The following is a 26,300-nucleotide window of genomic DNA, read 5'->3' on the forward strand; positions in this document are numbered from 1 at the left end:
CAGATGTCTCTTGCTATTATTTTGGTAGCTGCTTGCGCACGCCCATCAAGCGCTACGGGCCGATTTCTTATAAATTCATGATGCAGATCAAGCGGTGGCCGGGCTGGCACCCAGCGTCTGCAGTGCGCCGGTGAGCCACTGGCGGCACCACTCGGTACCTTCTGTCTCGGGCATGGTGCCGCTGCTGGCGTCGTGGCACCAGATATCGCCGATGCGCTGGGCGCCCAGGTCGGTCAGGCGTTCGTCGAACTTCTTGCCGCCGAAGCAGAAGGTCTGCATATAGGTGCGGTCGCCGAGCGCGATAACGCCGTAGCGCACATGCCCCAGGAATTGCGGGTTGGCGCTCAATGATTCGTAGAGGGCACGGGCGTTGTCGGGCACATCGCCGGAGCCGTAGGTGGAACTGCAGATGAGATAAAGTGCATCTTCCGCCTTCGAAGCATCAAAGACGCTGATGTCCAGGTTGTCCATCAGTTCGACCTCAATGTCGCTGACCAGGTCGGCACAATCCATTTGAATGGCCTGTGCAACGTAGTCGGCGGTACTGGTCATGGTACCTACAAGGATTTTGAGTTTCATCAAGAAGTCTCCAAATAAAAGATGCAATAAACTGCTTGACATCAATTTAACCTGAAGTATACTGCAATTTAAACGAAATGCAACTGACAAAGCCCTGAAAGGGCGACTTTTTACACAGGTGCTTCTTGGAAATCATGTCCGAACAGGAATCGAAAGCCACGCTCAGTGAACTGGGCGCCCGTGTTCGTGCCTGGCGCGCGCGCCGGGGCATGACGCGCAAACAGCTGGCGTCGGACTCTGGCCTGAGCGAGCGCTTTCTGGCCGACGTGGAAACCGGCAAGGGCAACGTTTCAATCAATTCCCTGGAAGCTGCGGCCCGGGCGCTGAACATTTCCATTCTTGAGCTGCTGCAAGACGCGCCGCGGCCGGCTTTGGCCCGTGTGCAAGGCCTGTTGACACGGCTGGACGACTCCCAGCTCGACCAGGCCTGCAGCCTGCTTGGCAGCACCTTCGGCCTCAGCGACTCACTGGGCCGCGAGCAGCGGGTAGCGCTGATCGGCCTGCGTGGCGCCGGCAAGTCCACCTTGGGCAGCCAGCTGGCGGCCGAGCGTGGCGTGCCTTTTATCGAGCTGGACCGCGAGATTGAACGCGAAGCCGGCACCAGCATGAACGAAATTTTGCTGCTGCACGGGCAGGCCGGCTACCGGCGCTATGAGCGTCGCGCGCTGTTCCGCATCGCCGAAGACCACCCGAATGGCGTTGTCATGACCACGGGCGGCAGCATCGTGAGCGAGCGCGAAACCTTCGATTTGCTGCAAAGCCGTTTTTACTGCGTCTGGCTCAAAGCCAGCCCCGAAGAACACATGGCCCGCGTGGTGGCCCAGGGCGACATGCGGCCTTTCGACACGACCCGCGGCGCGACCGACGAGGCGATGGAAGACATCCGCCGCATCCTTTCGAGCCGCGAAGCGCTCTATGCCCGCGCCGACGCCGTGGTTGATACCGCTGCGCGCACACTGAAACAAAGCCTCAAAGACCTGGAACGCGCCGTTCCCAAAACAACCGTCCGCGACACCGTCGAACGGGCATAACCGGAGACACCCCATGAACGCCATGACAGAACCGCTTTTATTCAAACAGGTCATCGAAGGCCAGGAGCGCGAGCTCGTGAGTTTCTCCACCCACCCCAGCAAATACCAGCACTGGACGCTGAGCGTGGAGGGTGACGTCGCGCGTCTGAAGCTGGACATCAACGAGGACGGTGGCATCAAGCCCGGCTACAAGCTCAAGCTCAACAGCTACGACCTCGGCGTGGACATCGAACTGCACGACGCGATCAACCGTGTGCGCTTTGAGCACCCGGCCGTCAAGGTGGTGGTGTTCGAGTCGGGCAAGGAAAAGATCTGGTGCTCGGGCGCCAACATCTACATGCTGGGCCTGTCGACGCACGGCTGGAAGGTCAACTTCTGCAAATTCACCAACGAAACCCGCAACGGCCTGGAAGACTCCTCGCGCCATGACGGCCTCAAGGCGATTGCCTCGGTGACCGGCGCCTGTGCCGGCGGCGGCTACGAGCTGGCCCTGGCCTGCGACCGCATCATCATGGTGGACGACCGCTCTTCCACCGTCAGCCTGCCTGAAGTGCCCTTGTTGGGCGTGTTGCCCGGCACTGGCGGCCTGACCCGCGTGACCGACAAGCGCAAGGTGCGCCGCGATCTGGCCGATATCTTCTGCACGACCAGTGAAGGCGTGCGCGCCGACCGCGCCAAGGACTGGAAACTGATCGACGCCCACGCCAAGCCGCAGCAGTTTGGCGATCTGCTTGCTACAGAAATTGAAGCACTTCGCGCACAGTCCACAAGGGCTGCAGCCTCAAAAGGCATTGAGCTCACACCGCTGAAAGCAGTTATTGATGACGCCGGCTATCACTACAGCCTGGTTAACGCGCAGGTCGACCGCGAAAAGCGCATTGCCACCATCACGGTAAAAGCGCCAGCCGCAGCCATTGAGTCCACGCCCGATGCCATCGAAGCCGCAGGCGCCAACTGGTACCCGCTGAAATTGCAGCGCGAACTGGACGACGCCATCCTCAACCTGCGCACCAACGAACTGGAAGTCGGCACCTGGGTCATCAAGACCACCGGCGATGCCGGCCAGGTGATCCGCATGGACGAAACGCTGGCCAAACTGAAGGACCACTGGCTGGTCAAGGAAACCACGGGCGCGCTGCGCCGCACCCTGGCCCGGCTGGACGTCACCAGCCGTTCGCTGATTGCGCTGGTCGATGCGGGTTCGTGCTTTGCCGGCACTTTCTACGAGCTGGCCCTGGCCTGCGACCGCATCTACATGCTGGACTTGCCCGATTCACCAGATGCCGCGCCTGCACTGCAACTGAGCCCGGCCAACTTCGGCTGGTTCCCCGCCGTCAATGGCCTGACACGCCTGCAAACCCGATTCTGCGAAGACGATGCCACCATTGCACAGTTGCAAAAACTCGGCGACAGCCCGCTGCGTGCCGACCAGGCGCTGGCGCTGGGCCTTGTGACTTTGACGCCCGATGACATCGACTGGGAAGACGAGATCCGCATCATGCTGGAAGAGCGCGCCTCGCTCTCACCCGACGCCATGACCGGCATGGAAGCCTCGTTGCGCTTCCCGGGGAAAGAGACGATGGAGACGCGCGTGTTTGGGCGGCTCTCGGCCTGGCAGAACTGGATTTTCATTCGTCCGAATGCGGTGGGTGAGGACGGTGCCTTGAAACTTTTCGGCACGGGCAAGAAAGCCAAGTTCGACTGGAAGAGGGTGTAACCCCCCGAAGCGCCTGCGGCGCCTCCCCCCAGGGGGCGCCACCTGCGGCCCGGCAAAGCCGGTTCCGCGCTGGCACTGGTACTGACATTGCTGCTGCCGCCTCGCAACTTATTTGATGGAAGAACGCCATGAGCTCAATAGATCTGCAAGCCCTCATCCCCAACAACGTCCACCTGGGCGAAAACCGCCAGCTCCAACGCGCGCTCGAGCACTGGCAGCCCGCCTTTCTCAACTGGTGGGACGAGATGGGCCCCAGCGACTTCAAGGCCAAGGAAGTCTATTTGCGCACTGCTGTCGGTGTGGATGCATCAGGCTGGGCCAGCTACGGCTATACGCCCATGCCCGACTATCGGTGGGGCATTTTCCTGGCCGACAAGGAAGAGGGCCGCAAGATCGGCTTTGGCGACCATATGGGTGAAGAGGTCTGGCAGGACGTGCCCGGCGAATACCGCTCGACCTTCCGCCGCCTGATCGTGACGCAGGGCGACACCGAGCCGGCCTCGGTCGAGCAGCAGCGCCTGCTGGGCCACACTGCGCCTTCGCTGTATGACCTGCGCAACCTGTTTCAGGTCAACGTTGAGGAAGGCCGCCACCTTTGGGCCATGGTGTATCTGCTGCACGCGCACTTTGGCCGCGACGGCCGTGAAGAAGCAGAAGAGCTGTTGATGCGCCACAGCGGAGACGCCGACAAGCCGCGCATCCTGGGCACCTTCAATGAGCCCATGGACAACTGGTTGTCCTTCTTCATGTTCACCTACTTCACCGACCGTGACGGCAAGTTCCAGCTCAAGTCATTCGCTGAATCCGCTTTCGACCCGCTGGCCCGCACCACACGCTTCATGCTGACGGAAGAAGCCCACCACATGTTTGTGGGTGAAACCGGCGTGGGCCGAGTCATCAAGCGCACGCTGGAGGTGATGAAAGAGCTGGATACCGACGATGTCGCCACGCTGCGCAAAGCCGGCGTGATTGACCTGCCCACGGTGCAAAAATTCATGAACTTCTGGTTCACCTCTTCGCTGGACCTGTTCGGCTCGGAAGCGTCGTCCAACGCCGCCAACTACTTCAGCAATGGCATCAAGGGCCGGCCGGACGAAGCCAAGTTCGCCGACCACGTGGAGCTCGAAACCGAGATGAGCATCGTTGTGCCGAACGGGCAGGGCGGTACTAAAAACGAGACGATTTCAACCCGCAACGGCATGAATGAAATCACGCGGCTCGAATACGTCAAGGACTGCAATGTCGGCGTGACGCGCTGGAACATGGGCATCAAGCGCGCGGGTGTAGACTTTGAGCTGACCCTGCCCTCGACGCGTTTCCGTCGCGAAGTCGGCGCTTGGGCCGGCAACTTCACCGATCCGCTGGGCAATCCGATCAGCGCCGCCGATTTCGAGGCGAAAAAAGACCAGTGGCTACCCACGCCGGCCGACACGGCGTTTGTGAAAAGCCTGATGAACCGCGTGACCGAGCCCGGCAAGATGGCGGCCTGGATCGCGCCGCCTGATCGCGGCATTAACGCGAATCCACTTGAGTATGAATACGTCAAACTCTAAGGGTGTGGTTTAAGCCAAGTCGGGGCCGCGGGACTGGCTTTGCCAGACCGCAGGCGCAGCGGCCCCCTCGGGGGGCAGGACGCTACACGCAGTGAGCAACCGTGGGGGCTAACCAATCCTGCCGCCGCGCTCCTTGAGGAGGTCCCGCAGTAGCGAGCGGTGGCAACGCGCCTCGTTCTCGCAGTAGCAACCCATCGCGAAATTCGTCTGGTGCGACAGCGCCGCGAGCAAGTCCAGGTTGCGGCTGGCATCTGGTTCGTTCATTTCAGCCCGGTATTTCTTGCTGAAGGCTGCCCAGTCCTTGTCGGAGTTAACCGACTGGCCCAGTTTCATGGTTTCCACGCTGGGCGCCAAATTGGGGTACCACACGTCATACCAGTTACCGGATGCAAACTCCGTTTTGGGTATACCGCGCGGTGGCCGGCGCACCGTGCCTATGCGCAGTCCCTCGCCAGCGGTGCGTGTCGTACCCAGCCTCACGATCTTGATGGCCATGGCAGTCTCCTTTGGGGTGCGATTTTGGCAGGCTTTGTTTGGAAGCGCCCGCGGGTACTGCCAGCCTTATGGAACGTGCTGGCCCCCGTAGCGTGGAGAAAAGTTGGGGCCGTGCGTGAAAGTGAGTCAAGTTCGGGCTATAATCTTGGACTTGTCGGAGTGTGGCGCAGTCTGGTAGCGCACCTGGTTTGGGACCAGGGGGTCCAAGGTTCGAATCCTTGTACTCCGACCAAAAATTCCCAGCAAAAAGCCCACCTATGTGGGCTTTTTCATGCCTGTTTGCGGAGGCGTCTCGCCAGTCCGGCCTTGGCAGTCCTCAGGACCTCAGGCCCACCAACGGCGGCGTTTTCAGGGCTTGAGCAAGGACCCAAAGTTGGATGTGCGCCAGTATTCGCGCACCTGTTCCAGTTTTTCCTGAAAATCCCGAAAGTGCAGCGGCTTGCGAACGTAGCTGTTGAGCCCGCCCTGGAGCTCTTTCACCACCGGGGAATATTTGGATTCGGACGTCAGGAGGATGACGGGTACAAAGAAGGTGCGGGGGTCGGCCCGCATGCGCTGCATGACTTCCAGCCCGCTGAGGCCGGGTAAATTCAGGTCCAGCATGACGAGTTCGGGTGGATGGTCGTTGGTCCGGTTGCTGTAAGCACCTTCGCAGAAAAGGTATTCCAGGGCTTCCGTGCCGTCGCGGGCAACGATGATTTCATGGTCCGCACCGTTTTCCTGCAACGTCACCATGGTGAGCTCGACATGGGCAGGGTTGTCTTCCACCAGCAGCAGGATTGGTCGGGTCATGTGCGTGCCTTTGCGTTTCTTTCGTGTAGACAATATACCCCTGACAGGGAGCCAGCCATAGGTGAGTCATTGCGGTGTGTGAGAACCACAACAAACCACTGAGTCCGAATCACCGCGTGCCGGACATGTCCGGCCCTGTTGCCCGGGGTATCCGGCAGGCGTTTGAAGGTATGATTCGCGACGAACTGAATCCTGCAGTTCGCACGTTTGCGGCTCCGCCGCGCTGACACACATACAGACTGCCCGTAGCTCAGTTGGATAGAGCATCAGCCTTCTAAGCTGAGGGTCGGGGGTTCGATCCCCTCCGGGCAGGCCAATTTGGGCCATCTCGCTACTGCGAACGCGTGATCAAGCCCGATGCGCTCCTCAGAATCCTCACGTACCTGAAGTACGTTCCGGTTCTTCCGGTGCGGCTCGGACTTGCTGACGCGTTCTCGCTACGCGATCTGATCCCAAATTTGGGGGCAACGCTGCGGTACGGTTTGGCTTTGCTGACGGGCCCTCGCTACGCTTGCTATCGGCCGATTTTCTTGTCTGGGCTTCAGCCCGATGCGCTTTTATCCTCACGTACCTGAAGTACGTTCCGGTTCTTCCGGTGCGGCTCGGACTTGCTGGCGCGTTCTCGCTACGCGATCTGATCCCAAATCGGGAACAACGCTGCGGTTCCCCTCGCCACGCTTGCTATCGGCCGGTCCCAAAGCGGGGCAGTGCACTGGCAAGGCGCCGGCTACGAGCCTGAGCTCAACGCTTTTCGTACTGCGTCTTGCCAAACAGAATTTCCCGCGCCTTGTCGTCGGTGATGGGTCTGCGCAGATCGGCCAGCACTTTGACGCCGCGTTGTACAGCGGGGCGGTCGCTGATCAGGTCAAACCATTTTTTAAGGTGCGGGTAATCGGCCCAGTCGATGCCGTGGTTTTGCCAATTGCGCAGCCAGGGGAAGATGGCGATGTCGGCGATGGTGTATTCATCGCAGGCGATGAACTTGTGGGTGGAAAGCTGCTTGTCCATCACGCCGTAAAGCCGCTTCGTTTCATTCGTGTAGCGGTTGATGGCGTAGTCGATTTTCTCCGGCGCGTACTGCCGGAAATGGTGGGTTTGCCCGATCATGGGACCGACGCCGCCCATCTGGAACATCAGCCACTGCAGCACCTGGAATTTGAGGCGGTCGCTTTTTGGCAAAAACTGGCCGGTTTTTGCGGCAAGGTACAGCAGGATGGCGCCGGATTCAAACACCGGGATCGGCTTGCCGTCGGGGCCGACCGGGTCAACGAGCGCAGGAATCTTGTTATTCGGGCTGATGGCCAGAAATTCGGGCTTGAACTGGTCGCCGGTGCCGATATTGACTGGAATCGCCCGCCAGTCCCGGTCCAGCTGCAGTCCGCATTCTTCCAGCATGATGTGGACCTTGTGGCCGTTCGGTGTGGGCCAGGAGTAAACATTGATCATTGGCGCTTCCTTGGACTAACATGAGGTTGCTGCACTTTAAGAGAAAAGCCAAAACCATGTTTGAGCGGTTGAAGAAAGTCTTTGTCGGGGGTAAGGGGGATGCGGGCGACGCCGGCGCCTCCGACGATGCCGTGTCCGAGTGGGCAGGTACCCGCGGCTTTTCTTATACCGGCCTGGGGGAAGGCAAGGGTTTCGCCCTGAAAGGTTCCGTGAGTGGCAAACCCTGGAAGATGGAGCGTGGCCGGGCCTCGCGCGACTACATCCGCGGCGAAGAACTCCGCGCCCGCGGTGAGATCAAGGTCAACGACGACGTCACGGTGCTGGTCATGAACCGGGCACTGAAGGATTCACTTGAAAAACGTGCTTACCAGGCCTATACCGACACCCTGCAGACCACCGCAGACCTGAGCATGCCGGAAGAGGTGCGCTGGCTGGCCATGTATTCGGAAGTAGGTTGGGAAAGCCTGCCCAAGCCGTTCTGGCAGCGCTACGCAGTCATGGCAGACCAGCGTGTGCATGCGCAGGCCTGGCTGGACACCCACCTGGTCGACTTGCTGATGAACTGGCCGGAGCCATCACCAGATGCGCAAGTGCCTTTTATCCTGATGATTCTGCGCGGCAAGGCTTACCTGCGCATGCAATACACCCCCGCCGACATGCCGACGCTGGAACATGCGGCCCAGATCTTCACGAGCGCCTGCGAATCGGCCATTGCAGGCCTGTCCAACGACATCACGCTCTGATCGCATTGCCATTTTCAGGGTGAAATTGGCACTTTAGCCGTATGGGGTGAGCGCGAGTAGCTATTGATTTAATAGCAAAATTTGGGCGTATCAGCCGCCACGCGTGATGGGCATCTCGACTTCGCCGGGCATCAGCAAGTGCTTGGCCAGCTCAAGCTTGGCCAGAGAAGCTCGATGCACCTCGTCCGGGCCGTCGGCCAGGCGCAGGGTGCGCTGGCTGGCGTAGGCATAGGCCAGCGGGAAGTCGTCCGACACACCGCCGCCGCCGTGGGCCTGGATGGCCCAGTCGATGATCTGGCAGGCCATGTTGGGCGCCACCACCTTGATCATCGCGATCTCGGCCTTTGCAACCTTGTTCCCAACGGTGTCCATCATGTAGGCGGCTTTGAGCGTCAGCAGGCGGGCCTGCTCGATCATGCAGCGGGCCTCGGCGATGCGTTCGTGCCAGACCGACTGGCTGGCGATGGGCTTGCCGAAGGCGACGCGGGTATTGAGGCGTTTGCACATCAACTCCAGCGCACGCTCGGCGATGCCGATGCTGCGCATGCAGTGGTGGATGCGTCCGGGGCCAAGGCGCCCCTGGGCAATTTCGAAACCACGGCCTTCGCCCAGCATCAAATTGGCGGCGGGCACGCGCACATTGGTCAGTCGCACTTCCATGTGGCCGTGCGGGGCGTCGTCATAGCCGAATACCGACAGAGGGCGGATGACCTCGATGCCGGGCGTGTTGGCGGGCACCAGGATCATGGATTGTTGCTCGTGGCGGCCGGCGTCGGGGTTGGTTTTGCCCATGACGATGTAGATGGCACAGCGCGGATCGCCCGCGCCGGATGACCACCACTTGAGGCCGTTGAGGACGTAGTTGTCGCCGTCGCGTTCGATACGGCACTGGATGTTGGTCGCATCAGACGAGGCGACCTCGGGCTCGGTCATCAGGAAGGCAGAACGGATCTCGCCCTTGAGCAGCGGATCCAGCCACTGGTCCTTGTTGGCTTCGGAGCCGTAGCGGGCGATGGTTTCCATGTTGCCGGTGTCGGGCGCCGAGCAATTGAACACCTCGGCCGCGAAAGGCACGCGGCCCATGATTTCGCACAGCGGCGCGTATTCGAGGTTGGACAAACCTTCAGGCGCGCGCGGCGAGTGCGGCAAGAACAGGTTCCACAGGCCGGCGGCACGCGCCTTGGGTTTGAGCTCCTCGACCAGCCTGGTCGGGATCCAGGCATTGCCCTTGGCACGGTTCTCGGCGATTTCGCGGAAAAAGCGGGCCTCATTGGGGTAAACATGCTCGTCCATGAACTTGAGCAGGCGCGCCCGCAGTTCCTGTACTTTTGGGGTGTAGTTGAAGTCCATGAAATCTCCAGAAAGATGTGAGGCGATGTTGTGGTGAGGCAGCGGTCGTTCAGCCCTGGCTTTTCAGGGCAAAGCCCCATGCCATCTTCGCCAGCAGCGGCGCGCCGGCGGCCGAGCTGACGGCCTGGGCGCTGGAGGCCGTGCCGGCCTCGACGCGCTTGGCAATGCCTTGCAGAATGGCCGCGATGCGAAACAGGTTGTAGGCCATGTAGAAGTTCCAGTCGGCCTTGAGCGCCTCGGGCGTGGCCAGCCCGGTGCGCTCGCAGTAAAGGCGTATGTAGTCGGATTCGGTGGGAATGCCCAGGCTGACGACATCGAGCCCACCAATGCCGCGGAAAGCGCCCGGCGGGATGTGCCAGGCCATGCAGTGGTAGCTGAAGTCGGCCAGTGGATGGCCCAGGGTGGAGAGCTCCCAGTCAAGCACCGCCAGCACGCGTGGCTCGGTGGGGTGAAAGAGCAGGTTGTCCAGCCGGAAGTCGCCATGCACGACGGACACCATGCTATCGTCGCGCGCACTGGCCGGGATGTTGGCCGGCAGCCACTGCATCAGGCTGTCCATCTCGGCGATAGGCTGGGTGATGGATGCGGCGTACTGCTTGCTCCAGCGGCCGATCTGGCGTTCAAAGTAGTTGCCGGGCTTGCCGTAGTCGGCCAGGCCTCGCTCGGCAAACTTCACCTTGTGCAGTGCGGCGACCACGCGGTTCATCTCGTTGTAGATCTCGCCGCGCTGGGCGTTGGTCATGCCGGGAAGTGACTGGTCCCACAGCACGCGGCCCTCGACGAATTCCATCACATAGAAAGCGCGGCCGATCACGGATTCGTCTTCGCAGAGGCAATACATCCTGGGCACCGGCACGTCGGTACCCTGCAGCCCCTGCATGACCTTGAATTCGCGTTCCACCGCATGGGCCGACGGCAGCAATTTGGCCACCGGTCCCGGCTTGGCGCGCATCACATAAGAAGCGGTGGGCGTGATCAGCTTGTAGGTCGGATTGGACTGGCCGCCTTTGAAGATTTCCGCGGTCAGCGGGCCCTGGAAGCCAGGCAGGTGCTTGTCGAGATAAGCGGCAAGGGCTTCGAGATCAAAAGCGTGCCCACCCGAAACAGCCCGTGTACCGACAAAGTGATCGAAATTGCTCATGCTCAAACGTGTTGTCTCTGTTTATTTGTCAATTTCAGCTTCAGAGATGCGCATCAGGGTTGCGCGGTTGCGCACCACCAAGCCTCCCGGCTCGATCCGGATGGCTTCTTCGCGCTCCATGGATTTGAGCTCCTGGTTGACGCGCTGGCGCGAGGCGCCCAGCAGTTGTGCCAATTCCTCCTGCGCCAGCTGCAGGCCGATTCGCACCTCGCCGCTGTCCGCCAGGCTGGGCACACCGTAGCTGCGCACCAGGTGCAGCAGCTGCTTGGCCAGCCTTGCCCGCAAGGGCAGGGTGTTGAGGTCTTCCACCAGGCCGAAGAGCTGCCGTATGCGCCGCGCATGCAGGCGCAGCAGGGCTTCGTACAGCTCGACATGCTGGCTCAGAATCTTGCGCAGGTCGGCGCGCGAGACGCACAGCAGCGTGGTTTCGCCATGGGCATAGGAGTCGTGGGTGCGCCGCTCGCCGTCGAAGATCGCCACATCGCCGACCCAGAGGCCCGGCTCCACATAGGTCAGCGTGACCTGCTTGCCCGAAATCGAGGTCGAACTGACACGGATGGCACCCCGCGCGCAGGAGATCCATTCTTCCGGCACATCGCCGCGGGCGCTGATGAGTTCGCCGTCTTTGTAGCGTTTGACGTAGGCGCATCGAAGTATGTCGTGCCTCAGTGATGGGGACAGGGATGAAAACCAGCGGCCGTTGTTGATGGCCTCTCGTTCCTCTATCGTAAGAATGGGATCGTCCATGGGCTGTCGTTTGAGTGACTAACAAGACGTCCATTGTCGCTTGAGGGACCCGCCCGGCGCCAGCGGGCTGTCGCATGGGTGTCGCCCGGCCGTAGGCCTGGATTGTCGGTTGGGCAGCCCGCGACCGGCTGCCTGCCGCCTAGCGGTAGTGCGGCGTGCGCTTGTTCAGGAAGGCGTCTATGCCTTCACCCGCGTTGGCGTCGTGCAGGTTGCGCACGAAGTGATCACGTTCGCGGGTGAGCTGCTCGGTCAGCGTGCTGCCGGCTGCGTCGTTGATGAGTTCCTTGATGCTGGCCAGCGCGTTGGGTGCGCGTGCATTCAGATTGTCGGCCAGTTCAAGCGCTTGGGCCAAGGCCTCGCCCGGGGCCGTAACGCGGTTCACCAAGCCAAAATCATGGAGCCGGCGCGCGCCTATGCGTTCGCCGGCCATCAGCAATTCGCTGGCCAGCGCACGCGGCAAGGCACGCGCCAGGACCCAGCTGCCGCCGCCGTCGGGCGAGAGTGCCACGGTGCTGTAAGACATCACGAACACAGCGTTGTCCGCTGCAACGACGAAATCGCAGGCCAGCACCAGTGAAAAACCTGCACCGGCGGCAGCACCTTCCACGGCGGCGATCACCGGCTTGGGATAAGTCCGGATCGAGTCGATCCAGTTGTGCAGGCCTTCAATGCTCTGGGCTTGCACCTCCGGCGCCTCGCGGCGGTTGGCCTCCAGGCGCTGCAGGTTGCCCCCGGCGCAAAACATGGCACCTTCGCCGGTGATCACCACGCTGCGGATGTCGGGGTTGTTTTCAGCGGCATTCAGTGCCTCAATACCCGCGGCGTAAATGTCGGGGCCGAGCGCGTTCTTGAACTCGGGGTTGCTGATCGTCAGGATAAGGGTCTGACCCTCGCTCGTACCTTTGATTGCGCCTGCCATGCTAGTTTTCCAATGCATCGAAATAAGAAATAGGCAGGGACCAAGTCCCCGTACAGATCCCCTTGCCAGTGGGGGCCGCGGAACTGGCTTCGCCAGGCCGCAGGCGCCGCCCCCTCGAGGGGGGAAGGTGCTACACGAAGTGAGCATCCGAAGGGGGTGCTATTCCTCCTGGTGTAACAGGCTAAGGCCGATGGCGCCGCGCCGCCGCAGCCAGGGGGAAGGGCGGTAACGTTGGTCGCCATACACGGTTTGCATATTGAACAGGACTTCCAGCACATTGGTGGGGCCATAGCGATCGCCCATGGCCAGCGGCCCCAACGGATAACCCAGGCCCAGCGTGACGGCGGTTTCCAGGTCCTTCGGGCTGCAAATGCCTTGCTGGCAGATGTCGCTGGCGATGTTGACGATGGTGGCTACGACGCGCTGGGTGACAAAACCGCCACTGTCGCGGATCACGCTGACGGCCTTGCCGTCGCGGGCGAAGAGGGCGTGCGCGGCGTCGCGCATGTCGGTGCGGGTGGCCGGGTTGGTCGCCAGCACGCGCCGCTTGGTGGCTGCGTCGTCGATCAGCATGTCGATACCCACAGTGCGGGCCGGGTCCAGCCGTTCGACAACGGCGACGGTGGTGATGTCAAAGCCCAAAGGGGCCACCAGCATCAGGGCCTGTGGTGATGCGGAGGCGCCGGTTTCGATTTTGGCGCCCAGGTTTTTGAGCAGTTGCAACAGCTCCGAGCGGCGTGCAGCACGCGGCGACACCCACACCGGCGGGAGTTCGGTCACATCAGGGACGGCAGGCTCGGGCGGCACCTGCATGGCGCCGTCGGTGTAGCGATAAAAGCCTTCTCCGGTCTTGCGGCCCAGCACGCCGCCGGCCAGGCGCTGCGCCGTGATCACATTGGGACGGTAGCGGGCTTCTTCGTAGTACTGGTGGTAGATCGACTCCATCACGGGATGGGAGACGTCGAGCCCGGTGAGGTCCATCAGCTCGAAAGGGCCCAGCTTGAAGCCGGCCTGGTCGCGCAGGATGCGGTCTATGGTGGCGAAATCGGCGATGCCTTCGCTGACGATGCGCAGCGCTTCGGTGCCGTAGCCCCGGCCGGCGTGGTTGACGATGAAGCCGGGCGTATCTTGCGCCTGCACGGGTGTGTGGCCCATTTGCCGGGCGTATTGGCTCAAGCCTTCGCATACAGAGGGGATGGTCTTCAGGCCGGCGATGATCTCCACCACTTTCATCAGCGGAACGGGGTTGAAGAAATGGTAACCGGCCAGGCGGTCGGGGTGCTTCAGGTCTGCGGCGATGGCCGTTACAGACAGCGAGGAGGTATTGCTGGCCAGAACGGTGTGCACAGGTACCAGTGTCTCGAGTTCGGCGAACAGGGCTTTCTTGACCTCCAGCCGCTCCACGATGGCTTCGATGATGAGGTCGCAGGCCGCCAGGTCAGTGAGGGTGGAGGCCAGCACAAGCCGGTCTTTGTGCCCGGCTGCCGCGGCTGCGTCGATGCGGCCTTTTTCAACGAGCTTGTCCCATTGGGCGCAGATGGCTTCGCGCGCTTTTTCCGCGGCGCCTGCCTGCGCGTCCATCAGCCTGACGATGCTGCCGGCCTGCACGGCGATCTGCGCAATGCCGCGCCCCATGGCGCCGGTGCCAACTATTCCCACATTCGCGTAATTTACTTCCATGCCTGAATTATGGCTGACCGTATTTGGCAGGGTACCGTGTCAAAATTGCCCACCCCATGAAACTTGCCAAGAAGCCTGTCAAATATCTCCTTGGCGTTCTGCTGATGGGCGTTGCCGTCCACAGCATGGCCTTGTCGCTGGGGCGCATGCGCGGCGCCACCCTTGTCGGACGCCCCCTTGATGTCACTCTGTCGGCGCACCTGGACGGCACGGAAGGGCTGTCTGCAGTCTGTGTGGCGGCAGATGTGTTTTTTGGCGACAGCCAGGTTGCCCAGGACAAGGTACGCGTTGTCACGTCGCAAGGCGCTTCCGGTGAGGCACTGATCCGCATCCGCACAAGCTCAGGCGTCGACGAGCCGGTGGTGACACTCTATGTGCGTGAAGGATGCTTGCAGAAAAACACGCGCAAGTACGTGCTGCTGGCGGAAGTGGCCGGAGAAAACACCAGCCCGATTCCCGTTGTCGGCGGAGAAGCCGTGGCGACTGCCCCTCTGGTGGCGCAGATGCCTGGTGTTGTTGGCGCCGGCGGCAACGCCACAAAGGCACAGGCAGGCTCCGCGCCCTCCAGCCCGGGAAAAGCCCCAAGAGCGAGGTCCGGAAAAGTCCCGCCTGCCGGAGGCAGTGAATTGCGATCGGCTACCTCAGTTGGGTTGCTGCAGGCAACGCCTGCTGTTCGCGGGGCTGGCAAGTCCGCATCCGAGCCGGCGGGCAAGCTCCGTTCTCGCCTGAAACTTGACCCCATTGACCTGGCGGCCGAGCGCGACCCTGTGCTCCGGTCTTCGCCGGAGCTGCTGACGGAGCCCTCAACAGACGCCCAGCAGCGCGCTGCTGCCGCCGCACTGTGGCAGGCGCTTAATGCACAGCCGCAAGACATGGTGCGCGACAGCCAGCGCCTGAAATCCCTGGAAGCCGATGTTGCCGGCATGCTCGCGCGAAGCCAGAAAACCGAAAAAGCCGTGATGGAAATGCGCGGCCAGCTTGAGCAGGCGCGCGGTGAACGCTATAACAACTGGCTCGTATACGCCCTTTACGCCTTGCTGGTCGCCTCCCTTCTTGCGATCCTGGCACTATGGATACGTAGCCGACAGCAAAGCCGTGTCAGCCGGGGATCATGGTGGGGCAAAGGGTTTGCCGAAGACAGCGCGCCTTATGTGACTGAAGGTACGGGTAACACCGGGAAAGCCTTTTTGCGCGGGGCCTCAGAAGCTGAATCGGTGAGCGCCGGGCCTATGCCCGATTCGCTGGTTGATTTCGATCCCAGCGAACCATTTCTCGATGCGCCGAAAAATACGCCGGCTTCAAGCGCCGTGGCGCGCCCAAGGGTTGCCGAATCCAGATTCCCCTCGGAATTTCTGCCTAGCCTGAGCGGTATCAGCAGCATGCCGCGGATTGTGAATGCCGAAGAGCTGTTTGATGTGCAGCAACAGGCCGATTTTTTCCTGTCGCTCGGCCGGCCCGACAAGGCGGTAGATGTTCTGCGCCACCACATCATGGACAACGTGGAAACAAGCGCGCTCGTCTATCTCGACCTGTTTGACCTCTATCACAGCTTGGGACGCCGGGAGGATTACGACGCGTTGCGCACAGACTTCAACAAGATGTTCAATGCCAAGGTGCCGCCATTCGACGAATACGCGGCGAATACGCACGATCTTGAGTATTACACGGAGGCCCTCTCGCGGATTGAGGCCCTCTGGCCAACGCCCAAGGTACTCGACGTACTTGAAGAGTCCATATTCCGCAAACCGGATTCGCGGGGAGAGGTCTTCAGCCTGGCCGCCTACCGCGAGCTGTTGCTCCTCCACTCGATCGCAAAAAGGATTGTTAGCCGGCCGCCCGGCGACGCCGAAGCACCGGTAAAACCATCGGACGCACCGTCGATTCCGACCATGCCGGATACGCTCCCAAGCGTTGCAGGCTTTGGACCCACCAGCATCCAGCCACTGTCAGCCCGGTTCCAGATCGTGGCGCCTTTGCCGTCTCCTGCCGTGGCAGGTGCAACCGACCCGACGCAGCCTCCCGCTTCCCCCCGGCTTGGCCTTGATATTGATTTGAGTGCAGGTGAGGGCGGGGACCTGGTCCCGTTTCCATCGATCGACGCTGGTGCGCGGCCGCCGCAAGCCGCTGCCAACAATCTCATCGAGTTTGACCTCGACTTTCCGGATTCTTCGGGGCCGACGCAGAAAACTTGAGCGAAGTTTGAGCCTGGCTCGCCGGGAATCCCGGGTTTACGCGCACTTGATCAGGCTGGGCGTGTCACATCAGCGCCGTACTTGCAAGGCCCCCGGGTTGACGATATTGGTGGGCGTGCCCTTGATGAAGTTGACGACGTTGTCAAACGCCGCGCCAAAGTACAGCTCATAGCTGTCCTGTTCAACATAGCCAATATGCGGCGTGCAAATGCAGTTTTCCAGGCGGAGCAGCGCATGGCCTTGCAGGATGGGCTCCGACTCAAAAACATCGATGGCCGCCAGGCCGGGCCGCCCGCGATTGAGGGAGGCGATCAATGCTTCCGGCTCGATCAGCTCCGCCCTTGATGTATTCACCAGCAGGGACGTGGTTTTCATGCGCGACAGGTCTTCCAGCGTGACGATACCGCGTGTCTCTGCGTTGAGTCGCAGGTGAAGGCTCAGTACATCGCTTTGCTCAAAGAATTCGGCTTTGCTGGCCGCGACTTCAAAGCCATCGGCCTGTGCCCGCTCCAGTGATGCGTCGCGGCCCCAAATGACGACACGCATACCGAAGGCCCTGCCGTAGCCAGCCACAATTTGCCCGATCTTCCCGTAGCTCCATACCCCCAATGTCTTGCCCTTGAGGACGGAGCCAATGCCGAAGTTGGGTGGCATCGAAGCTGACTTGAGCCCTGCCTGCTGCCAGGCGCCATGCTTCAAGTGGGCTACATAGTGCGGAATGCGGCGCATGGCGGTCATCACCAGTGCCCAGGTCAGCTCCGCGGGTGCCGTAGGAGACCCAATGCCCTCGGCAACCGCGATGCCGCGTTCTGTGCAAGCCGCGACATCTATATGGCTTCCGACACGGCCTGTCTGGGCAATCAGCTTGAGTTTGGGCAGCTTTTCAATAACTTGCCGGTTGAGCTGGGTTCTCTCCCGGATCAGGACGATGACATCGGCATCCTTGAGGCGGACGGACAGCTGGCCGATGCCTTTAACGGTGTTGGTATAGACCTTGGCGGGGTAGGCCTCCAGCTTGGCTGCGCAGTTCAGTTTCCGCACCGCGTCCTGATAGTCGTCGAGGATCACAATATTCATGCCGATATTGTGCCTGCAAGATTTTTCTTCCTTGCCGCCGGGGTCACTTCCGACTGGGGATTTTGTATCTCAAGGAAACGCACTAGACGGCGCCGCAAAGCGCATAGGCCCGGGCTGAACTTCTGGTGGGAAGCTTGCCGTACCAGTTATCTCAAAGAGGTTTCTCGCTGGCTCATGCGCTCAAGTTCCGCGCAGACGTCGGCCATGCGGCCGGATATCACCATGCGGCCAGCGCACGCTGGGCCGACATTGGAGTCAAACTCACGGACAACTCGCAGCCGGCTGGGTCGGGACGCCTTGACAGAGCGTTGGACGGCAAGAGTACCAGTGGCGCGGGCAGACGGGCCGCGCATTGCCGCGAAATCGCCGGAAGCAAAGGGTAGCGCAAGCTGGTGAGATCTGGGCTGCGCGCCGGCTGGCGCGGAAAAACGGCTTGCCCCAGCCATACCCTGCGCCGGCAAAAACAATGACACCAATGCCTGCACGGGTGCCAGCAGGACTGACGACATTGGTGTATGTGAAAAACTGATGATTCCCATGATGAACTCCTGTATGAGAGAGGTTTACACAGGCAGGATTGCAAACTGGCAAATTGCCAGGAAGGCCCCGGCACCAGGGTGTTGGCCATCACAACGGCCAAACGCCCGCCACCTGGTGCGTGGCCAGGTGAACTGCCTACATCAGCATCGTGTTGCGAATGAGGCCGACGGCCAGGCCTTCCAGTTCGAAAGGCTCGCCGGGCTCGACCACAATGGTTTTAAAGTCCGGGTTTTCGGGCAGAAGTTCGATCAGGTGCTTGTTGCGGCGAAAGCGCTTGACGGTCACTTCATCACCCAGCCGGGCCACGACAATTTGACCATTCTTGGCTTCCTTTGATTGCTTGACGGCCAGCAGGTCGCCATCCATGATGCCTGCGTCCCGCATGCTCATGCCGCGAACCTTGAGCAGGTAGTCGGGCTGGCGCTGAAACAGGCTGCTTTCAAAATAATAGGTTTGCTCGACATGTTCCTGCGCGAGAATCGGGCTGCCAGCAGCAACCCGCCCCACCAGAGGTAGGGCGAGTTGGGCCAGGCTTTGCAACGGCAGGGAAAACTGTTTGATTCTGGATTCGTTCAGGCTGCGAAGGGCGTCATTGCGCAAACGTATGCCGCGTGAAGTCCCGCTGACCAGCTCGATGACGCCTTTGCGGGCCAGTGCCTGCAAGTGCTCCTCGGCGGCGTTGGCAGAGCGAAAGCCAAGCTCAGCGGCGATTTCAGCACGGGTGGGCGGGGCGCCCGTGCGCGCGATGGCGCTCTGGATCAATTCCAGAATTTGCTGCTGGCGCGCAGTGAGCTTGGGAGCCTCAGAGGGAAAATGCGGAAAGTTATCGAGTGTGCTCATCACTGTTGCTCCTTGAATCACAACTTCAGCCCGCTTGCGTATTGCCTGTTGGCTTTGGGTACGCACGTTGCTGTAGCTGTTTTAATATCCAGTAACTGTATTTTCATCCAGTTTTTAAAAGATTGCAAGTTTACGTTTTATGTATCCTCAAAATATTGTGATTCTGGGCACTGGCGGCACGATTGCCGGGCAGGCTGCGAGTGCGTCGGACAACATCGGCTATACCGCCGCCCAGGTGGGCGTTGAGCAGCTGGTCGTGGCGGTCCCGTCCTTGGCAAGGTACGGCCCCTTGATGACCGAGCAGGTCGCGCAGGTCGACAGTAAGGACATGAGCTTCGAGGTATGGATGCAGCTGGCCAGTCGGGTCAATTACTTTCTGGCCCAGCCGGACGTGCAGGGCATTGTTATCACGCACGGAACGGACACGCTGGAAGAGACGGCATATTTCCTTCATGCGGTGTGCCGCCCCGATAAACCTGTGGTGCTGACCTGCGCCATGCGGCCCGCGACGGCGCTGGTGCCTGACGGCCCCCAGAACATGCTGGATGCCATGGCGGCGGCGCGTCATGCGGGGGCGAGGGGTGTGGTTGCGGTGTGCGCCGGAACCATCCACAGCGCGCTGGACGTGCAGAAAGTGCATACCTACAAGGTTGACGCCTTTGACTCTGGTGATGCGGGGCCGATTGGCTATGTGGAGGAAGGATTCCTCAGGTTAATGCGAAATTGGCCTGAAACCCATGTAGAACGAGCGCAAGCAGCTATTAAAATAATAGCGAACTCCGTGGTTCCGGTCCAGTGGCCGCACGTTGAGATCGTCATGAACCATGCCGGCGCCAGTGGTGCGGTCGTGGACGCGTTGCTGGCGCAGGGTGTTCAGGGGCTTGTAGTTGCCGCCACGGGTAATGGCACCTTGCACCATGCGCTGGAGGCGGCCTTGCTTCGCGCGCGGTCTGCGGGGGTGCGGGTCGTCCGGTCGACAAGGTGCCTCAATGGTCGTGTCTTGCCCACACCCGGGGATCTGTTTTCTGATTCGCAGGGGCTGAGCCCCGTGAAGGCGAGAATAGCGATGATGCTCGAGCTGTTGGCGCAAAGCTGAACCCTGCCTTCCGATTTCAGTCTGCCGGGAACTGGAATGAAAAAAGCCGTCAGACTGACGGCTTTGGGGTGCAGATGGACTCGCTGGAGGCTCGATTCAGCCCGCCAGCGCTTTGAACGCGCGGGCGGTGATCTCGTCAACACCGCCCATGCCGCTGATGGCACGGTATTTTGGGGCCAGTTCAGGCTCTGACTTTGCCCAGCTGGAGTAGTACTCAACCAGCGGACGGGTCTGCGCGCTGTAAACCTCCAGGCGCTTGCGGACGGTTTCTTCCTTGTCGTCATCGCGCTGGATCAGCGGCTCGCCGGTCACATCGTCTTTGCCTTCGACCTTGGGCGGATTGAACTTGACGTGATAGGTGCGGCCTGAGGCGGGGTGCGAACGGCGTCCGCTCATGCGCTCGATGATGGCGTCGAATGGTACGTCGATTTCAAGAACGTAATCCAGCTTGACGCCGGCAGACTTCATGGCGTCGGCCTGCGGAATGGTGCGGGGAAAGCCGTCAAACAGAAAGCCCTTGGCGCAGTCGGGCTGGGCAATGCGCTCTTTGACTAAATTGATGATCAGGTCGTCGCTGACCAGTGCACCCGAGTCCATGATTTTTTTGGCTTCAATGCCCAGCTGCGTGCCGGCTTTGACGGCCGCACGAAGCATGTCGCCGGTGGAAATCTGGGGAATGCCGTACTTCTGGCAGATGAAGGTCGCTTGCGTCCCTTTGCCCGCGCCAGGCGCGCCCAACAAAATCAGTCTCATGGATGTCCTCGGATTTTATGAATTCTTGAAGTCAGCCCGAACCGCCGGCCGGTTTCCGCAGGGGCTGCTTGACAGGTATGGAGGGCTGCCGGCACGCCCTGCAGGCCTCACACTTGTGTTTTTCCCAAGGATAGCATGCACCCCTGACAGCAACTTACGAGCCCGCGTCATGCCGGGGAGGGCAGGTCAGGAAAACAGCTTGCGGGCGAGGTCCAGGTCTTCCGGCGTGTCAACGCCCGGCCCAGGCACGTCGCCGGTGATGTGCACGGCGATGCGATGGCCGTGCCACAGCGCCCGGAGTTGCTCAAGGCACTCCAGTTGCTCGAGTGGCGACTGGGGAAGGCGCGGGAACTCCCGCAGAAATCCCACCCGATAGCCGTAAATGCCTACGTGCCGGAGTGGCCGGGGCAGGCTGCTGCCGGCCTCCCACCACGCCTTGCCGGTAAAGTCGCGCGCGGCCGGAATGGGTGAGCGGCTGAAGTAAAGGGCCGTATGGCGCGCATCAAGCACAACCTTGACCACATTGGGGTTGTTCAGGTCGGCCAGCTGCTGGATGGCATGCGCCGCCGTGCTCATGGCGCAGTCCGGGCGCTCGATGAGCAGGCGTGCGACCGCGTCGATCAAGGCCGGGTCAATCAGCGGCTCGTCACCTTGCACGTTCACCACAATGTCGTCGTCCGCGAGTCCCAGCACGCTGCAGGCTTCCGCGAGCCGGTCGCTGCCGCTGGGATGGTCTTCCCGGGTGAGCACGGCGGCGATGCCGAAAGACGCGCATTTTTCGATGATTTCGTTGCTGTCGGTTGCGACGACGGTGCGCAGGGCAGTGCTCTGCATCGCGCGCTGCGCCACACGCACGACCATGGGTGCGCCGCCGATGTCGGCGAGCGGCTTGTTGGGCAGGCGTGTAGAGGCCAGCCTGGCCGGAATGAGGACGGTGAAGCTCATGCTTTCGGGGTCTTGCCTGTGTTTTTCAAGGACCCGTTCACAGGCCGAGCTCTTCGTCGGTCAAGGTCCGCGCTTCGCTTTCCAGCAGCACGGGAAGCCCGTCGCGCACCGGGTACGCGAGGCGGGCGCTGCGGGAAACAAGTTCCTGTTTTTCCCGGTCGTAGTCGAGCGGGCCTTTGGTCACAGGGCAGACCAGCAGTTCAAGCAGTTTGGTGTCCATGGCCTGATGGTAAGGGAGAAATCAAAGGGGCCAGCCGGGCATCGAGTGCGGCAAAGAACGCTGGTTCGGGCGTAAACACCAAAGGCACGGCCAGAACCTCCCTTTGTGACGTGCCCTGCAGGGCAAAAAGCTTGACAGCGTCTTTTTCAGTGCACAGCACCACACGCCCTTTGAGCGCCTCCGCCTCCAGGTCTTGATCGGTGAAGTCATGGTGGTCGGGCAGGGCCGTTGTGGCCTGCAGCGTCAGGCCGGTTTCCCTCAGCATTCCGAAAAATGCTTCAGGGTTGGCTATGCCCGCAAGTGCCGCCAGAGGCCGGCCCCGCAGGCTCGTTAGCGCGACCGGTTCGCCCCGGCCGGAGTAAGCTTCGTTGCCCAGTTTGCGACTGGAAACAAACCCTCCAAATGCCGGTTTTTGCCCGGTGTGCAGCACAAAATTCAAGCCAACCCGTTCGCGTGCGGGCCAGGGCTCACGCAACGGGCCTGCCGGTAGCAGCCAACCGTTCCCCACACCTCGGTCGTCGAACACGGCAATCTCGATATCGCGTTGCAGGGCGTAGTGTTGCAGCCCGTCGTCACACACGACTACAGCCGTGCCCGGATATGCGGCAAGCAATGCACGCACGGCGTCTACACGCTTGCCGGCAACAAAAACAGGCGCACCCGTTGCACGCTTGATAAGGGCCGGCTCGTCGCCTGTGAGACGAGGGGATGCGCCGGGGATCACCTCCAGGCAGTCGGTGCCGTGCCTTCCGTAACCCCGGGACACCACCCCTACCAGTACCTGTTGCGCCTGCAGATGTTTCACCAGGGCAATCACCAGCGGTGTTTTTCCGGCGCCGCCGGCGATGACGTTTCCGACCACGACCACCGGAACGCCAAAATGTTCGGACCGGAGAATGTGACGGCGATACAGCACCCACCGCAGCCGCACGACCAGGCCATAGACCTGGGCAAGCGGCCAGAGCAGGCATGCCAGCCAACCCCGTCTGTGCCAGGCATTCTGCAAAATCTGTTTCACGTGATGACTGCCATTTCGCCGCGAAGGCTGCATGGAATGGGCAACCGGCCCCGGCCTATCTGGCCCCGGCCGTTGCGGCGCTTTGCGTTGCAAATGTGATTTGCGTCAGCCCCTGGCGGCGTGCGGCCTCCATGACGGTGATGACGGCTTGATGTGTGGCGTTGGCATCGGCGCTGATGATGATGACGCTTTCCTTGCCGGCTTTCGCTGCTTCGGCAAGCGCGGCTCCCAGCACTTCGATGCCACGGCCTTCCACCAAAGTCTTGTTGACCATGTAGCGACCGTCGCTGCTCACGGCGACGATGACTTCCTTGGGATAGTCGCGCTGTTGTTCGGCGTTGGCGATCGGCAGCTTGACCTGAAGTTCGGTGAACTTGCTATAGGTGGTGGACAGCATCAGGAAGATCAGCACCACGAGCAGCACATCGATGAAGGGGATCAGGTTGATCTCCGGCTCGTCATGAGGATGGGGGCGAAAGTTCATTTTCTGAGGGTATTGAGGTGGCGTACAAAACGCTCGGCCGCCAGCTCCATCGTCAGCAGATATCCGTCCACTCGCGCCCGGAAATAGCGCCAGAAAATCAGCGAGGGAATGGCCACCATCAGGCCGAAAGCCGTGTTGTAGAGCGCAATCGAGATGCCTTGCGCCAACTGGGCAGGGTTGCCGCCGGCGGCATTGCTCACACCTCCGCCACCTGCCTGCGAGCCGAAAATCTCGATCATGCCGATGACGGTACCCAGCAGACCGAGTAAGGGCGCGGCAGAGGCGATGGTTGCCAGGGCTGCCAGGTAGCGCTCCAGCTTGTGGGCCGCCTTGCGTCCCGCGCCTTCCAGCGTGGAACGCAGGTCATCTTCGCTGATCCGTGGATTGGTGTTCAGCGCACGAAAACCGCTGGCAAGCACTTCGCCGAGCAGCGAATTCTGTTCAAGTTGCGCCACCACATCGGGGGAGGGGACGGAGGCGCGGGAGACGGTGATGGCTTCGTCAAGCAGCTTGGCGGGGGCGATTTTTCGGATTTTTAGGCTGGTAAAACGCTCGATAACCAGAGCAAGGGCCAAGACAGAGCAGGCAACCAGGGGCCAAATCGGCCAACCTGCGGCTTGTATGATCGAAAACAATGCACATCTCCAGGCAGTAAGTTGTGGTGGATTATGGCTTACAGAAACTGCCATCTCGTTGCAGCCGAGCCTGATCTGTTAAATGTTCGCAACGTCATCGCGTGTCGGACGTAGCCCACAGAAGCTGTGGATAACTTTGTTAGCAAGTGGAGGCACAGCGGCCTCCAAGCCGCGCCAAATCGTGCATGTGACAGAACGATGAAATTTTGAGCAGAATTAAGTTATTCAAAATCAATGAGTTACACGAATTTATCTCGATATCCGCGGGAAACCAGGGGGTTGAGCCTTGAAGGGCGGCTCTCTGTGGAGTATTACACCCGGATTGCCAAGGGGTTTAGGCGTGTTTGATGCATCGACTCCTTCGGGGAAGCCGCAAGCGGGAGCGCGCGACGCGGGCATTCGGGTATGGCCCGTCGGGTCTTTGCTGAGGGCTATTTCAGACAGCCTTGAAGCCCGGTTTAACCCCGTCGCGGTGCAGGGTGAGATCAGCGGTTTTTCGCGTGCGGCCAGCGGCCACTGCTATTTTTCACTCAAGGATGAACAGGGGCAGGTTCGCTGCGCCATGTTTCGCCGCGCTGCCACGATGCTCGATTTTTCCCCGCGCGACGGCCAATTGGTGGAGTTGCGGGGACGGCTGGGTGTTTATGAGCCGCGCGGTGAGTTGCAACTGGTGGTGGAGTCCATGCGCCAGGCGGGCCAGGGCAACCTTTTTGAACAGTTCCTGCTGCTCAAGGCCAGACTTGAAGCTGAGGGTCTTTTCGACCCAGGCCGTAAAAGGCCTTTGCCTTTGCTGCCCCGCGCCATTGGTGTGGTGACTTCGCTGGGTGCCGCCGCCTTGCACGATGTCATGAGTGCTTTGCAGCGCCGTGTGCCACATATTCCCGTGGTTATCTATCCTGGCAGCGTACAGGGCAGCCAGGCAGCCGGCGAATTGCGCGCCGCTTTGCTCAAAGCCTATCAGCGGCGATCCCAGGACCGCGTGGATGTCTTGCTGTTGGTACGCGGCGGCGGTGCCATGGAAGACCTGTGGGCTTTTAATGATGAGCAACTCGCCCGAACCCTGGTGGAATCGCCCATGCCAGTGATCAGCGGGGTGGGACATGAAACCGACTTCACGATCGCTGATTTTTGCGCTGACGTGCGTGCGCCCACGCCGACCGCCGCGGCAGAACTCTGCGCGCAGCCCCAGGCTGTCTGGCTGGGTGCGCTGGACCTGGCTCTGTCGCGGCTGCAAAACGGTGTAGACCGCCAGCTGGAGTCGCACAACCAGCGCCTGGACTGGGCGGCTTCGCGAATCACCCGGCCGTCGCATCTGGTTACCAGGCAGCATGCCCGTCTGGCCGGGCTCGGCCAGAGCCTGAGCCATGCGGCGCGTTCGGCACTGCAGCACGAACGGCGCAGGCTGCAGGTCTTGGGCAGCGATTTTCCGCACGAAGTGCAAGGCAGCCTGCAACGAGGTCGGCAGCGCGTCGAGCGCGCACAGTTGCGGCTTGAATTACTGGATCCCAAACTGGTCCTGAAGCGCGGTTATGCCTGGCTTGCCGACCTTCATGGGCAGCCCATTACCAGCCAGGAAAATACACACATAGGGCAACCCGTACGCGCTACCCTTGCCGACGGCGAGGTCGATTTGACGGTTTCTGCGCGCAGGCTGATTTAGTTTTTACAATGACATCGTTAAAAGCAGTTTATTCATCACCACGAGGAAAAAATCATGGAACACAAACTCCCCCCGCTACCGTACCCGATCGACGCCCTGGCGCCGCATTACAGCCAGGAAGCCTTTGAATACCACCATGGTAAGCACCACAATGCTTACGTGGTGAACCTCAACAACCTGCAAAAAGGCACTGAGTTTGAAGCCATGACGCTCGAAGAGATCGTCAAGAAATCCAGTGGCGGTGTGTACAACAATGCGGCCCAGATCTGGAACCACACCTTCTTCTGGAGCTGCATGAAACCGGCCGGCGGCGGCGAACCTGGCGGCGCGCTGGCTGCAGCCATCAACGCCAAGTTTGGCTCTTACGCTGCGTTCAAAGAGGCTTTCGTCAAGTCAGCCGTTGGCAATTTCGGTTCCGGCTGGACGTGGCTTGTCAAAAAAGCCGACGGTACGGTTGATATTGTCAACACCGGCCCGGCAGGTACCCCTCTCACCACCGCCGACAAGGCCCTGCTGACGGTGGATGTCTGGGAGCATGCCTACTACATCGACTACCGCAACCTGCGTCCGAAATTTGTCGAAACCTTCCTCTCCAATCTGGTGAACTGGAGTTTTGCCGAGGCCAACTTCGCCTGAGGCGAGAAGCC

26 protein-coding genes and 2 tRNA genes are annotated in these 26,300 nt (G+C 61.0%); 10 read left to right on the top strand and 18 right to left on the bottom strand.

Annotated features, from left to right (window positions below; all coding sequences use genetic code 11):
- Window positions 1-87: 87 nt before the first annotated feature.
- On the bottom strand, window positions 88-579 hold the full coding sequence (locus tag AC1DU8_RS09495; RefSeq protein ID WP_457280740.1) for a flavodoxin domain-containing protein: 492 nt from the start codon (window positions 577-579) through the stop codon (window positions 88-90).
- A gap of 134 nt (window positions 580-713) precedes the next feature.
- Between AC1DU8_RS09495 and AC1DU8_RS09500 the strand changes: the two genes are divergently transcribed.
- From AC1DU8_RS09500 to boxB, 3 genes are all read left to right on the top strand, one after another.
- A complete protein-coding gene (locus AC1DU8_RS09500; RefSeq protein WP_477726677.1) occupies window positions 714-1,610 on the top strand; it encodes a helix-turn-helix transcriptional regulator in 897 nt (298 codons plus the stop codon).
- Window positions 1,611-1,623: 13 nt separating this feature from the next.
- Window positions 1,624-3,327, top strand: a complete 1,704-nt coding sequence (gene boxC / locus AC1DU8_RS09505) for a 2,3-epoxybenzoyl-CoA dihydrolase (protein WP_477726678.1) — start codon at window positions 1,624-1,626, stop codon at window positions 3,325-3,327.
- A 128-nt stretch (window positions 3,328-3,455) separates the two neighbouring features.
- On the top strand, window positions 3,456-4,880 hold the full coding sequence (gene boxB, locus AC1DU8_RS09510; protein WP_457280743.1) for a benzoyl-CoA 2,3-epoxidase subunit BoxB: 1,425 nt from the start codon (window positions 3,456-3,458) through the stop codon (window positions 4,878-4,880).
- A 108-nt stretch (window positions 4,881-4,988) separates the two neighbouring features.
- Here the strand turns inward: boxB and AC1DU8_RS09515 are convergent, their stop codons facing one another.
- Window positions 4,989-5,375: a DUF488 domain-containing protein gene (locus tag AC1DU8_RS09515; RefSeq protein WP_457280744.1), complete on the bottom strand. Its 387-nt coding sequence runs from the start codon at window positions 5,373-5,375 to the stop codon at window positions 4,989-4,991.
- A 155-nt stretch (window positions 5,376-5,530) separates the two neighbouring features.
- Here AC1DU8_RS09515 and AC1DU8_RS09520 point away from each other — a divergent pair.
- Window positions 5,531-5,607, top strand: a tRNA-Pro gene (locus AC1DU8_RS09520).
- Between the two features lie 116 nt (window positions 5,608-5,723).
- On the opposite strand, the gene AC1DU8_RS09525 is transcribed toward AC1DU8_RS09520, so the two are convergent.
- Window positions 5,724-6,167, bottom strand: coding sequence for a response regulator (locus tag AC1DU8_RS09525; protein WP_477690125.1), 444 nt, complete (start codon window positions 6,165-6,167; stop codon window positions 5,724-5,726).
- Between the two features lie 239 nt (window positions 6,168-6,406).
- Here AC1DU8_RS09525 and AC1DU8_RS09530 point away from each other — a divergent pair.
- Window positions 6,407-6,483, top strand: a tRNA-Arg gene (locus AC1DU8_RS09530).
- Between the two features lie 425 nt (window positions 6,484-6,908).
- Here the strand turns inward: AC1DU8_RS09530 and AC1DU8_RS09535 are convergent.
- Entirely contained in the window at window positions 6,909-7,613 is a 705-nt protein-coding gene (locus AC1DU8_RS09535; RefSeq protein WP_457280746.1) for a glutathione binding-like protein, read from the bottom strand.
- A gap of 56 nt (window positions 7,614-7,669) precedes the next feature.
- Here AC1DU8_RS09535 and AC1DU8_RS09540 point away from each other — a divergent pair, with 56 nt between their 5' ends.
- Entirely contained in the window at window positions 7,670-8,356 is a 687-nt protein-coding gene (locus AC1DU8_RS09540) for a hypothetical protein (RefSeq protein ID WP_457280747.1), read from the top strand.
- A 90-nt stretch (window positions 8,357-8,446) separates the two neighbouring features.
- Here the strand turns inward: AC1DU8_RS09540 and AC1DU8_RS09545 are convergent, their stop codons facing one another.
- From AC1DU8_RS09545 to AC1DU8_RS09565, 5 genes are all read right to left on the bottom strand, one after another.
- Entirely contained in the window at window positions 8,447-9,706 is a 1,260-nt protein-coding gene (locus AC1DU8_RS09545; protein WP_457280748.1) for an acyl-CoA dehydrogenase family protein, read from the bottom strand.
- Between the two features lie 49 nt (window positions 9,707-9,755).
- Window positions 9,756-10,847, bottom strand: coding sequence for a phosphotransferase (locus AC1DU8_RS09550; RefSeq protein WP_457280749.1), 1,092 nt, complete (start codon window positions 10,845-10,847; stop codon window positions 9,756-9,758).
- A 21-nt stretch (window positions 10,848-10,868) separates the two neighbouring features.
- Window positions 10,869-11,594: a Crp/Fnr family transcriptional regulator gene (locus tag AC1DU8_RS09555; RefSeq protein WP_457280750.1), complete on the bottom strand. Its 726-nt coding sequence runs from the start codon at window positions 11,592-11,594 to the stop codon at window positions 10,869-10,871.
- A 139-nt stretch (window positions 11,595-11,733) separates the two neighbouring features.
- Complete coding sequence (locus AC1DU8_RS09560) at window positions 11,734-12,513, bottom strand: oxepin-CoA hydrolase, alternative type (RefSeq protein WP_477702272.1); 780 nt, start codon at window positions 12,511-12,513, stop codon at window positions 11,734-11,736.
- 159 nt (window positions 12,514-12,672) lie between these two features.
- On the bottom strand, window positions 12,673-14,193 hold the full coding sequence (locus tag AC1DU8_RS09565; RefSeq protein ID WP_457280752.1) for a 3-hydroxyacyl-CoA dehydrogenase: 1,521 nt from the start codon (window positions 14,191-14,193) through the stop codon (window positions 12,673-12,675).
- A gap of 56 nt (window positions 14,194-14,249) precedes the next feature.
- On the opposite strand from AC1DU8_RS09565, the gene AC1DU8_RS09570 reads away from it, so the two are divergent.
- Window positions 14,250-16,385 carry a type IV pilus assembly protein FimV gene (locus tag AC1DU8_RS09570; protein WP_477690127.1) on the top strand — a complete coding sequence of 712 codons (2,136 nt, stop codon included), beginning with the start codon at window positions 14,250-14,252 and terminating at the stop codon, window positions 16,383-16,385.
- 69 nt (window positions 16,386-16,454) lie between these two features.
- Here AC1DU8_RS09570 and AC1DU8_RS09575 read toward each other — a convergent pair whose 3' ends face one another.
- From AC1DU8_RS09575 to lexA, 3 genes are all read right to left on the bottom strand, one after another.
- Window positions 16,455-17,462, bottom strand: a complete 1,008-nt coding sequence (locus AC1DU8_RS09575; RefSeq protein ID WP_457280754.1) for a D-2-hydroxyacid dehydrogenase family protein — start codon at window positions 17,460-17,462, stop codon at window positions 16,455-16,457.
- 146 nt (window positions 17,463-17,608) lie between these two features.
- Window positions 17,609-18,001 carry a hypothetical protein gene (locus AC1DU8_RS09580; RefSeq protein WP_457280755.1) on the bottom strand — a complete coding sequence of 131 codons (393 nt, stop codon included), beginning with the start codon at window positions 17,999-18,001 and terminating at the stop codon, window positions 17,609-17,611.
- A 136-nt stretch (window positions 18,002-18,137) separates the two neighbouring features.
- Window positions 18,138-18,842, bottom strand: a complete 705-nt coding sequence (lexA, locus tag AC1DU8_RS09585) for a transcriptional repressor LexA (RefSeq protein ID WP_457280989.1) — start codon at window positions 18,840-18,842, stop codon at window positions 18,138-18,140.
- Between the two features lie 139 nt (window positions 18,843-18,981).
- Here lexA and AC1DU8_RS09590 point away from each other — a divergent pair, with 139 nt between their 5' ends.
- Window positions 18,982-19,938: an asparaginase gene (locus AC1DU8_RS09590; protein WP_477665947.1), complete on the top strand. Its 957-nt coding sequence runs from the start codon at window positions 18,982-18,984 to the stop codon at window positions 19,936-19,938.
- A gap of 96 nt (window positions 19,939-20,034) precedes the next feature.
- Here AC1DU8_RS09590 and adk read toward each other — a convergent pair whose 3' ends face one another.
- From adk to AC1DU8_RS09620, 6 genes are all read right to left on the bottom strand, one after another.
- The gene (gene adk, locus AC1DU8_RS09595; protein ID WP_477648743.1) at window positions 20,035-20,691 is read right to left on the bottom strand and encodes an adenylate kinase; all 657 of its coding nucleotides are present in this window, start codon (window positions 20,689-20,691) and stop codon (window positions 20,035-20,037) included.
- A 186-nt stretch (window positions 20,692-20,877) separates the two neighbouring features.
- On the bottom strand, window positions 20,878-21,636 hold the full coding sequence (kdsB, locus tag AC1DU8_RS09600) for a 3-deoxy-manno-octulosonate cytidylyltransferase (RefSeq protein WP_477690128.1): 759 nt from the start codon (window positions 21,634-21,636) through the stop codon (window positions 20,878-20,880).
- 37 nt (window positions 21,637-21,673) lie between these two features.
- The gene (locus tag AC1DU8_RS09605; protein WP_122956562.1) at window positions 21,674-21,856 is read right to left on the bottom strand and encodes a Trm112 family protein; all 183 of its coding nucleotides are present in this window, start codon (window positions 21,854-21,856) and stop codon (window positions 21,674-21,676) included.
- Window positions 21,837-22,907: a tetraacyldisaccharide 4'-kinase gene (lpxK, locus tag AC1DU8_RS09610; protein WP_477690129.1), complete on the bottom strand. Its 1,071-nt coding sequence runs from the start codon at window positions 22,905-22,907 to the stop codon at window positions 21,837-21,839. The genes AC1DU8_RS09605 and lpxK overlap by 20 nt, the downstream gene beginning before the upstream one ends.
- Before the next feature lie 22 nt (window positions 22,908-22,929).
- Window positions 22,930-23,358, bottom strand: coding sequence for an ExbD/TolR family protein (locus AC1DU8_RS09615; RefSeq protein ID WP_457280760.1), 429 nt, complete (start codon window positions 23,356-23,358; stop codon window positions 22,930-22,932).
- Window positions 23,355-23,993 (bottom strand): MotA/TolQ/ExbB proton channel family protein, encoded by a 639-nt coding sequence (locus AC1DU8_RS09620; protein WP_457280990.1) that lies wholly within the window; start codon window positions 23,991-23,993, stop codon window positions 23,355-23,357. The genes AC1DU8_RS09615 and AC1DU8_RS09620 overlap by 4 nt, the downstream gene beginning before the upstream one ends.
- 340 nt (window positions 23,994-24,333) lie before the next feature.
- Between AC1DU8_RS09620 and xseA the strand changes: the two genes are divergently transcribed.
- Complete coding sequence (xseA, locus tag AC1DU8_RS09625; RefSeq protein WP_477690130.1) at window positions 24,334-25,653, top strand: exodeoxyribonuclease VII large subunit; 1,320 nt, start codon at window positions 24,334-24,336, stop codon at window positions 25,651-25,653.
- Window positions 25,654-25,707: 54 nt separating this feature from the next.
- Window positions 25,708-26,289, top strand: a complete 582-nt coding sequence (locus AC1DU8_RS09630; RefSeq protein ID WP_431096247.1) for a Fe-Mn family superoxide dismutase — start codon at window positions 25,708-25,710, stop codon at window positions 26,287-26,289.
- The last annotated feature ends 11 nt before the right edge of the window (window positions 26,290-26,300 follow it).

The sequence above is a fragment of the Polaromonas sp. P3_A5 genome (genome assembly GCF_056403055.1).

Excerpts from the sequence above, each read along its gene's own strand:
- AC1DU8_RS09495 (WP_457280740.1), bottom strand. The coding sequence starts at position 579 with ATGAAACTCAAAATCCTTGTAGGTACCATGACCAGTACCGCCGACTAC.
- AC1DU8_RS09500 (WP_477726677.1), top strand. The coding sequence starts at position 714 with ATGTCCGAACAGGAATCGAAAGCCACGCTCAGTGAACTGGGCGCCCGT.
- boxC (WP_477726678.1), top strand. The coding sequence starts at position 1,624 with ATGAACGCCATGACAGAACCGCTTTTATTCAAACAGGTCATCGAAGGC.
- boxB (WP_457280743.1), top strand. The coding sequence starts at position 3,456 with ATGAGCTCAATAGATCTGCAAGCCCTCATCCCCAACAACGTCCACCTG.
- AC1DU8_RS09515 (WP_457280744.1), bottom strand. The coding sequence starts at position 5,375 with ATGGCCATCAAGATCGTGAGGCTGGGTACGACACGCACCGCTGGCGAG.
- AC1DU8_RS09525 (WP_477690125.1), bottom strand. The coding sequence starts at position 6,167 with ATGACCCGACCAATCCTGCTGCTGGTGGAAGACAACCCTGCCCATGTC.
- AC1DU8_RS09535 (WP_457280746.1), bottom strand. The coding sequence starts at position 7,613 with ATGATCAATGTTTACTCCTGGCCCACACCGAACGGCCACAAGGTCCAC.
- AC1DU8_RS09540 (WP_457280747.1), top strand. The coding sequence starts at position 7,670 with ATGTTTGAGCGGTTGAAGAAAGTCTTTGTCGGGGGTAAGGGGGATGCG.
- AC1DU8_RS09545 (WP_457280748.1), bottom strand. The coding sequence starts at position 9,706 with ATGGACTTCAACTACACCCCAAAAGTACAGGAACTGCGGGCGCGCCTG.
- AC1DU8_RS09550 (WP_457280749.1), bottom strand. The coding sequence starts at position 10,847 with ATGAGCAATTTCGATCACTTTGTCGGTACACGGGCTGTTTCGGGTGGG.
- AC1DU8_RS09555 (WP_457280750.1), bottom strand. The coding sequence starts at position 11,594 with ATGGACGATCCCATTCTTACGATAGAGGAACGAGAGGCCATCAACAAC.
- AC1DU8_RS09560 (WP_477702272.1), bottom strand. The coding sequence starts at position 12,513 with ATGGCAGGCGCAATCAAAGGTACGAGCGAGGGTCAGACCCTTATCCTG.
- AC1DU8_RS09565 (WP_457280752.1), bottom strand. The coding sequence starts at position 14,193 with ATGGAAGTAAATTACGCGAATGTGGGAATAGTTGGCACCGGCGCCATG.
- AC1DU8_RS09570 (WP_477690127.1), top strand. The coding sequence starts at position 14,250 with ATGAAACTTGCCAAGAAGCCTGTCAAATATCTCCTTGGCGTTCTGCTG.
- AC1DU8_RS09575 (WP_457280754.1), bottom strand. The coding sequence starts at position 17,462 with ATGAATATTGTGATCCTCGACGACTATCAGGACGCGGTGCGGAAACTG.
- AC1DU8_RS09580 (WP_457280755.1), bottom strand. The coding sequence starts at position 18,001 with ATGGGAATCATCAGTTTTTCACATACACCAATGTCGTCAGTCCTGCTG.
- lexA (WP_457280989.1), bottom strand. The coding sequence starts at position 18,842 with ATGAGCACACTCGATAACTTTCCGCATTTTCCCTCTGAGGCTCCCAAG.
- AC1DU8_RS09590 (WP_477665947.1), top strand. The coding sequence starts at position 18,982 with ATGTATCCTCAAAATATTGTGATTCTGGGCACTGGCGGCACGATTGCC.
- adk (WP_477648743.1), bottom strand. The coding sequence starts at position 20,691 with ATGAGACTGATTTTGTTGGGCGCGCCTGGCGCGGGCAAAGGGACGCAA.
- kdsB (WP_477690128.1), bottom strand. The coding sequence starts at position 21,636 with ATGAGCTTCACCGTCCTCATTCCGGCCAGGCTGGCCTCTACACGCCTG.
- AC1DU8_RS09605 (WP_122956562.1), bottom strand. The coding sequence starts at position 21,856 with ATGGACACCAAACTGCTTGAACTGCTGGTCTGCCCTGTGACCAAAGGC.
- lpxK (WP_477690129.1), bottom strand. The coding sequence starts at position 22,907 with ATGCAGCCTTCGCGGCGAAATGGCAGTCATCACGTGAAACAGATTTTG.
- AC1DU8_RS09615 (WP_457280760.1), bottom strand. The coding sequence starts at position 23,358 with ATGAACTTTCGCCCCCATCCTCATGACGAGCCGGAGATCAACCTGATC.
- AC1DU8_RS09630 (WP_431096247.1), top strand. The coding sequence starts at position 25,708 with ATGGAACACAAACTCCCCCCGCTACCGTACCCGATCGACGCCCTGGCG.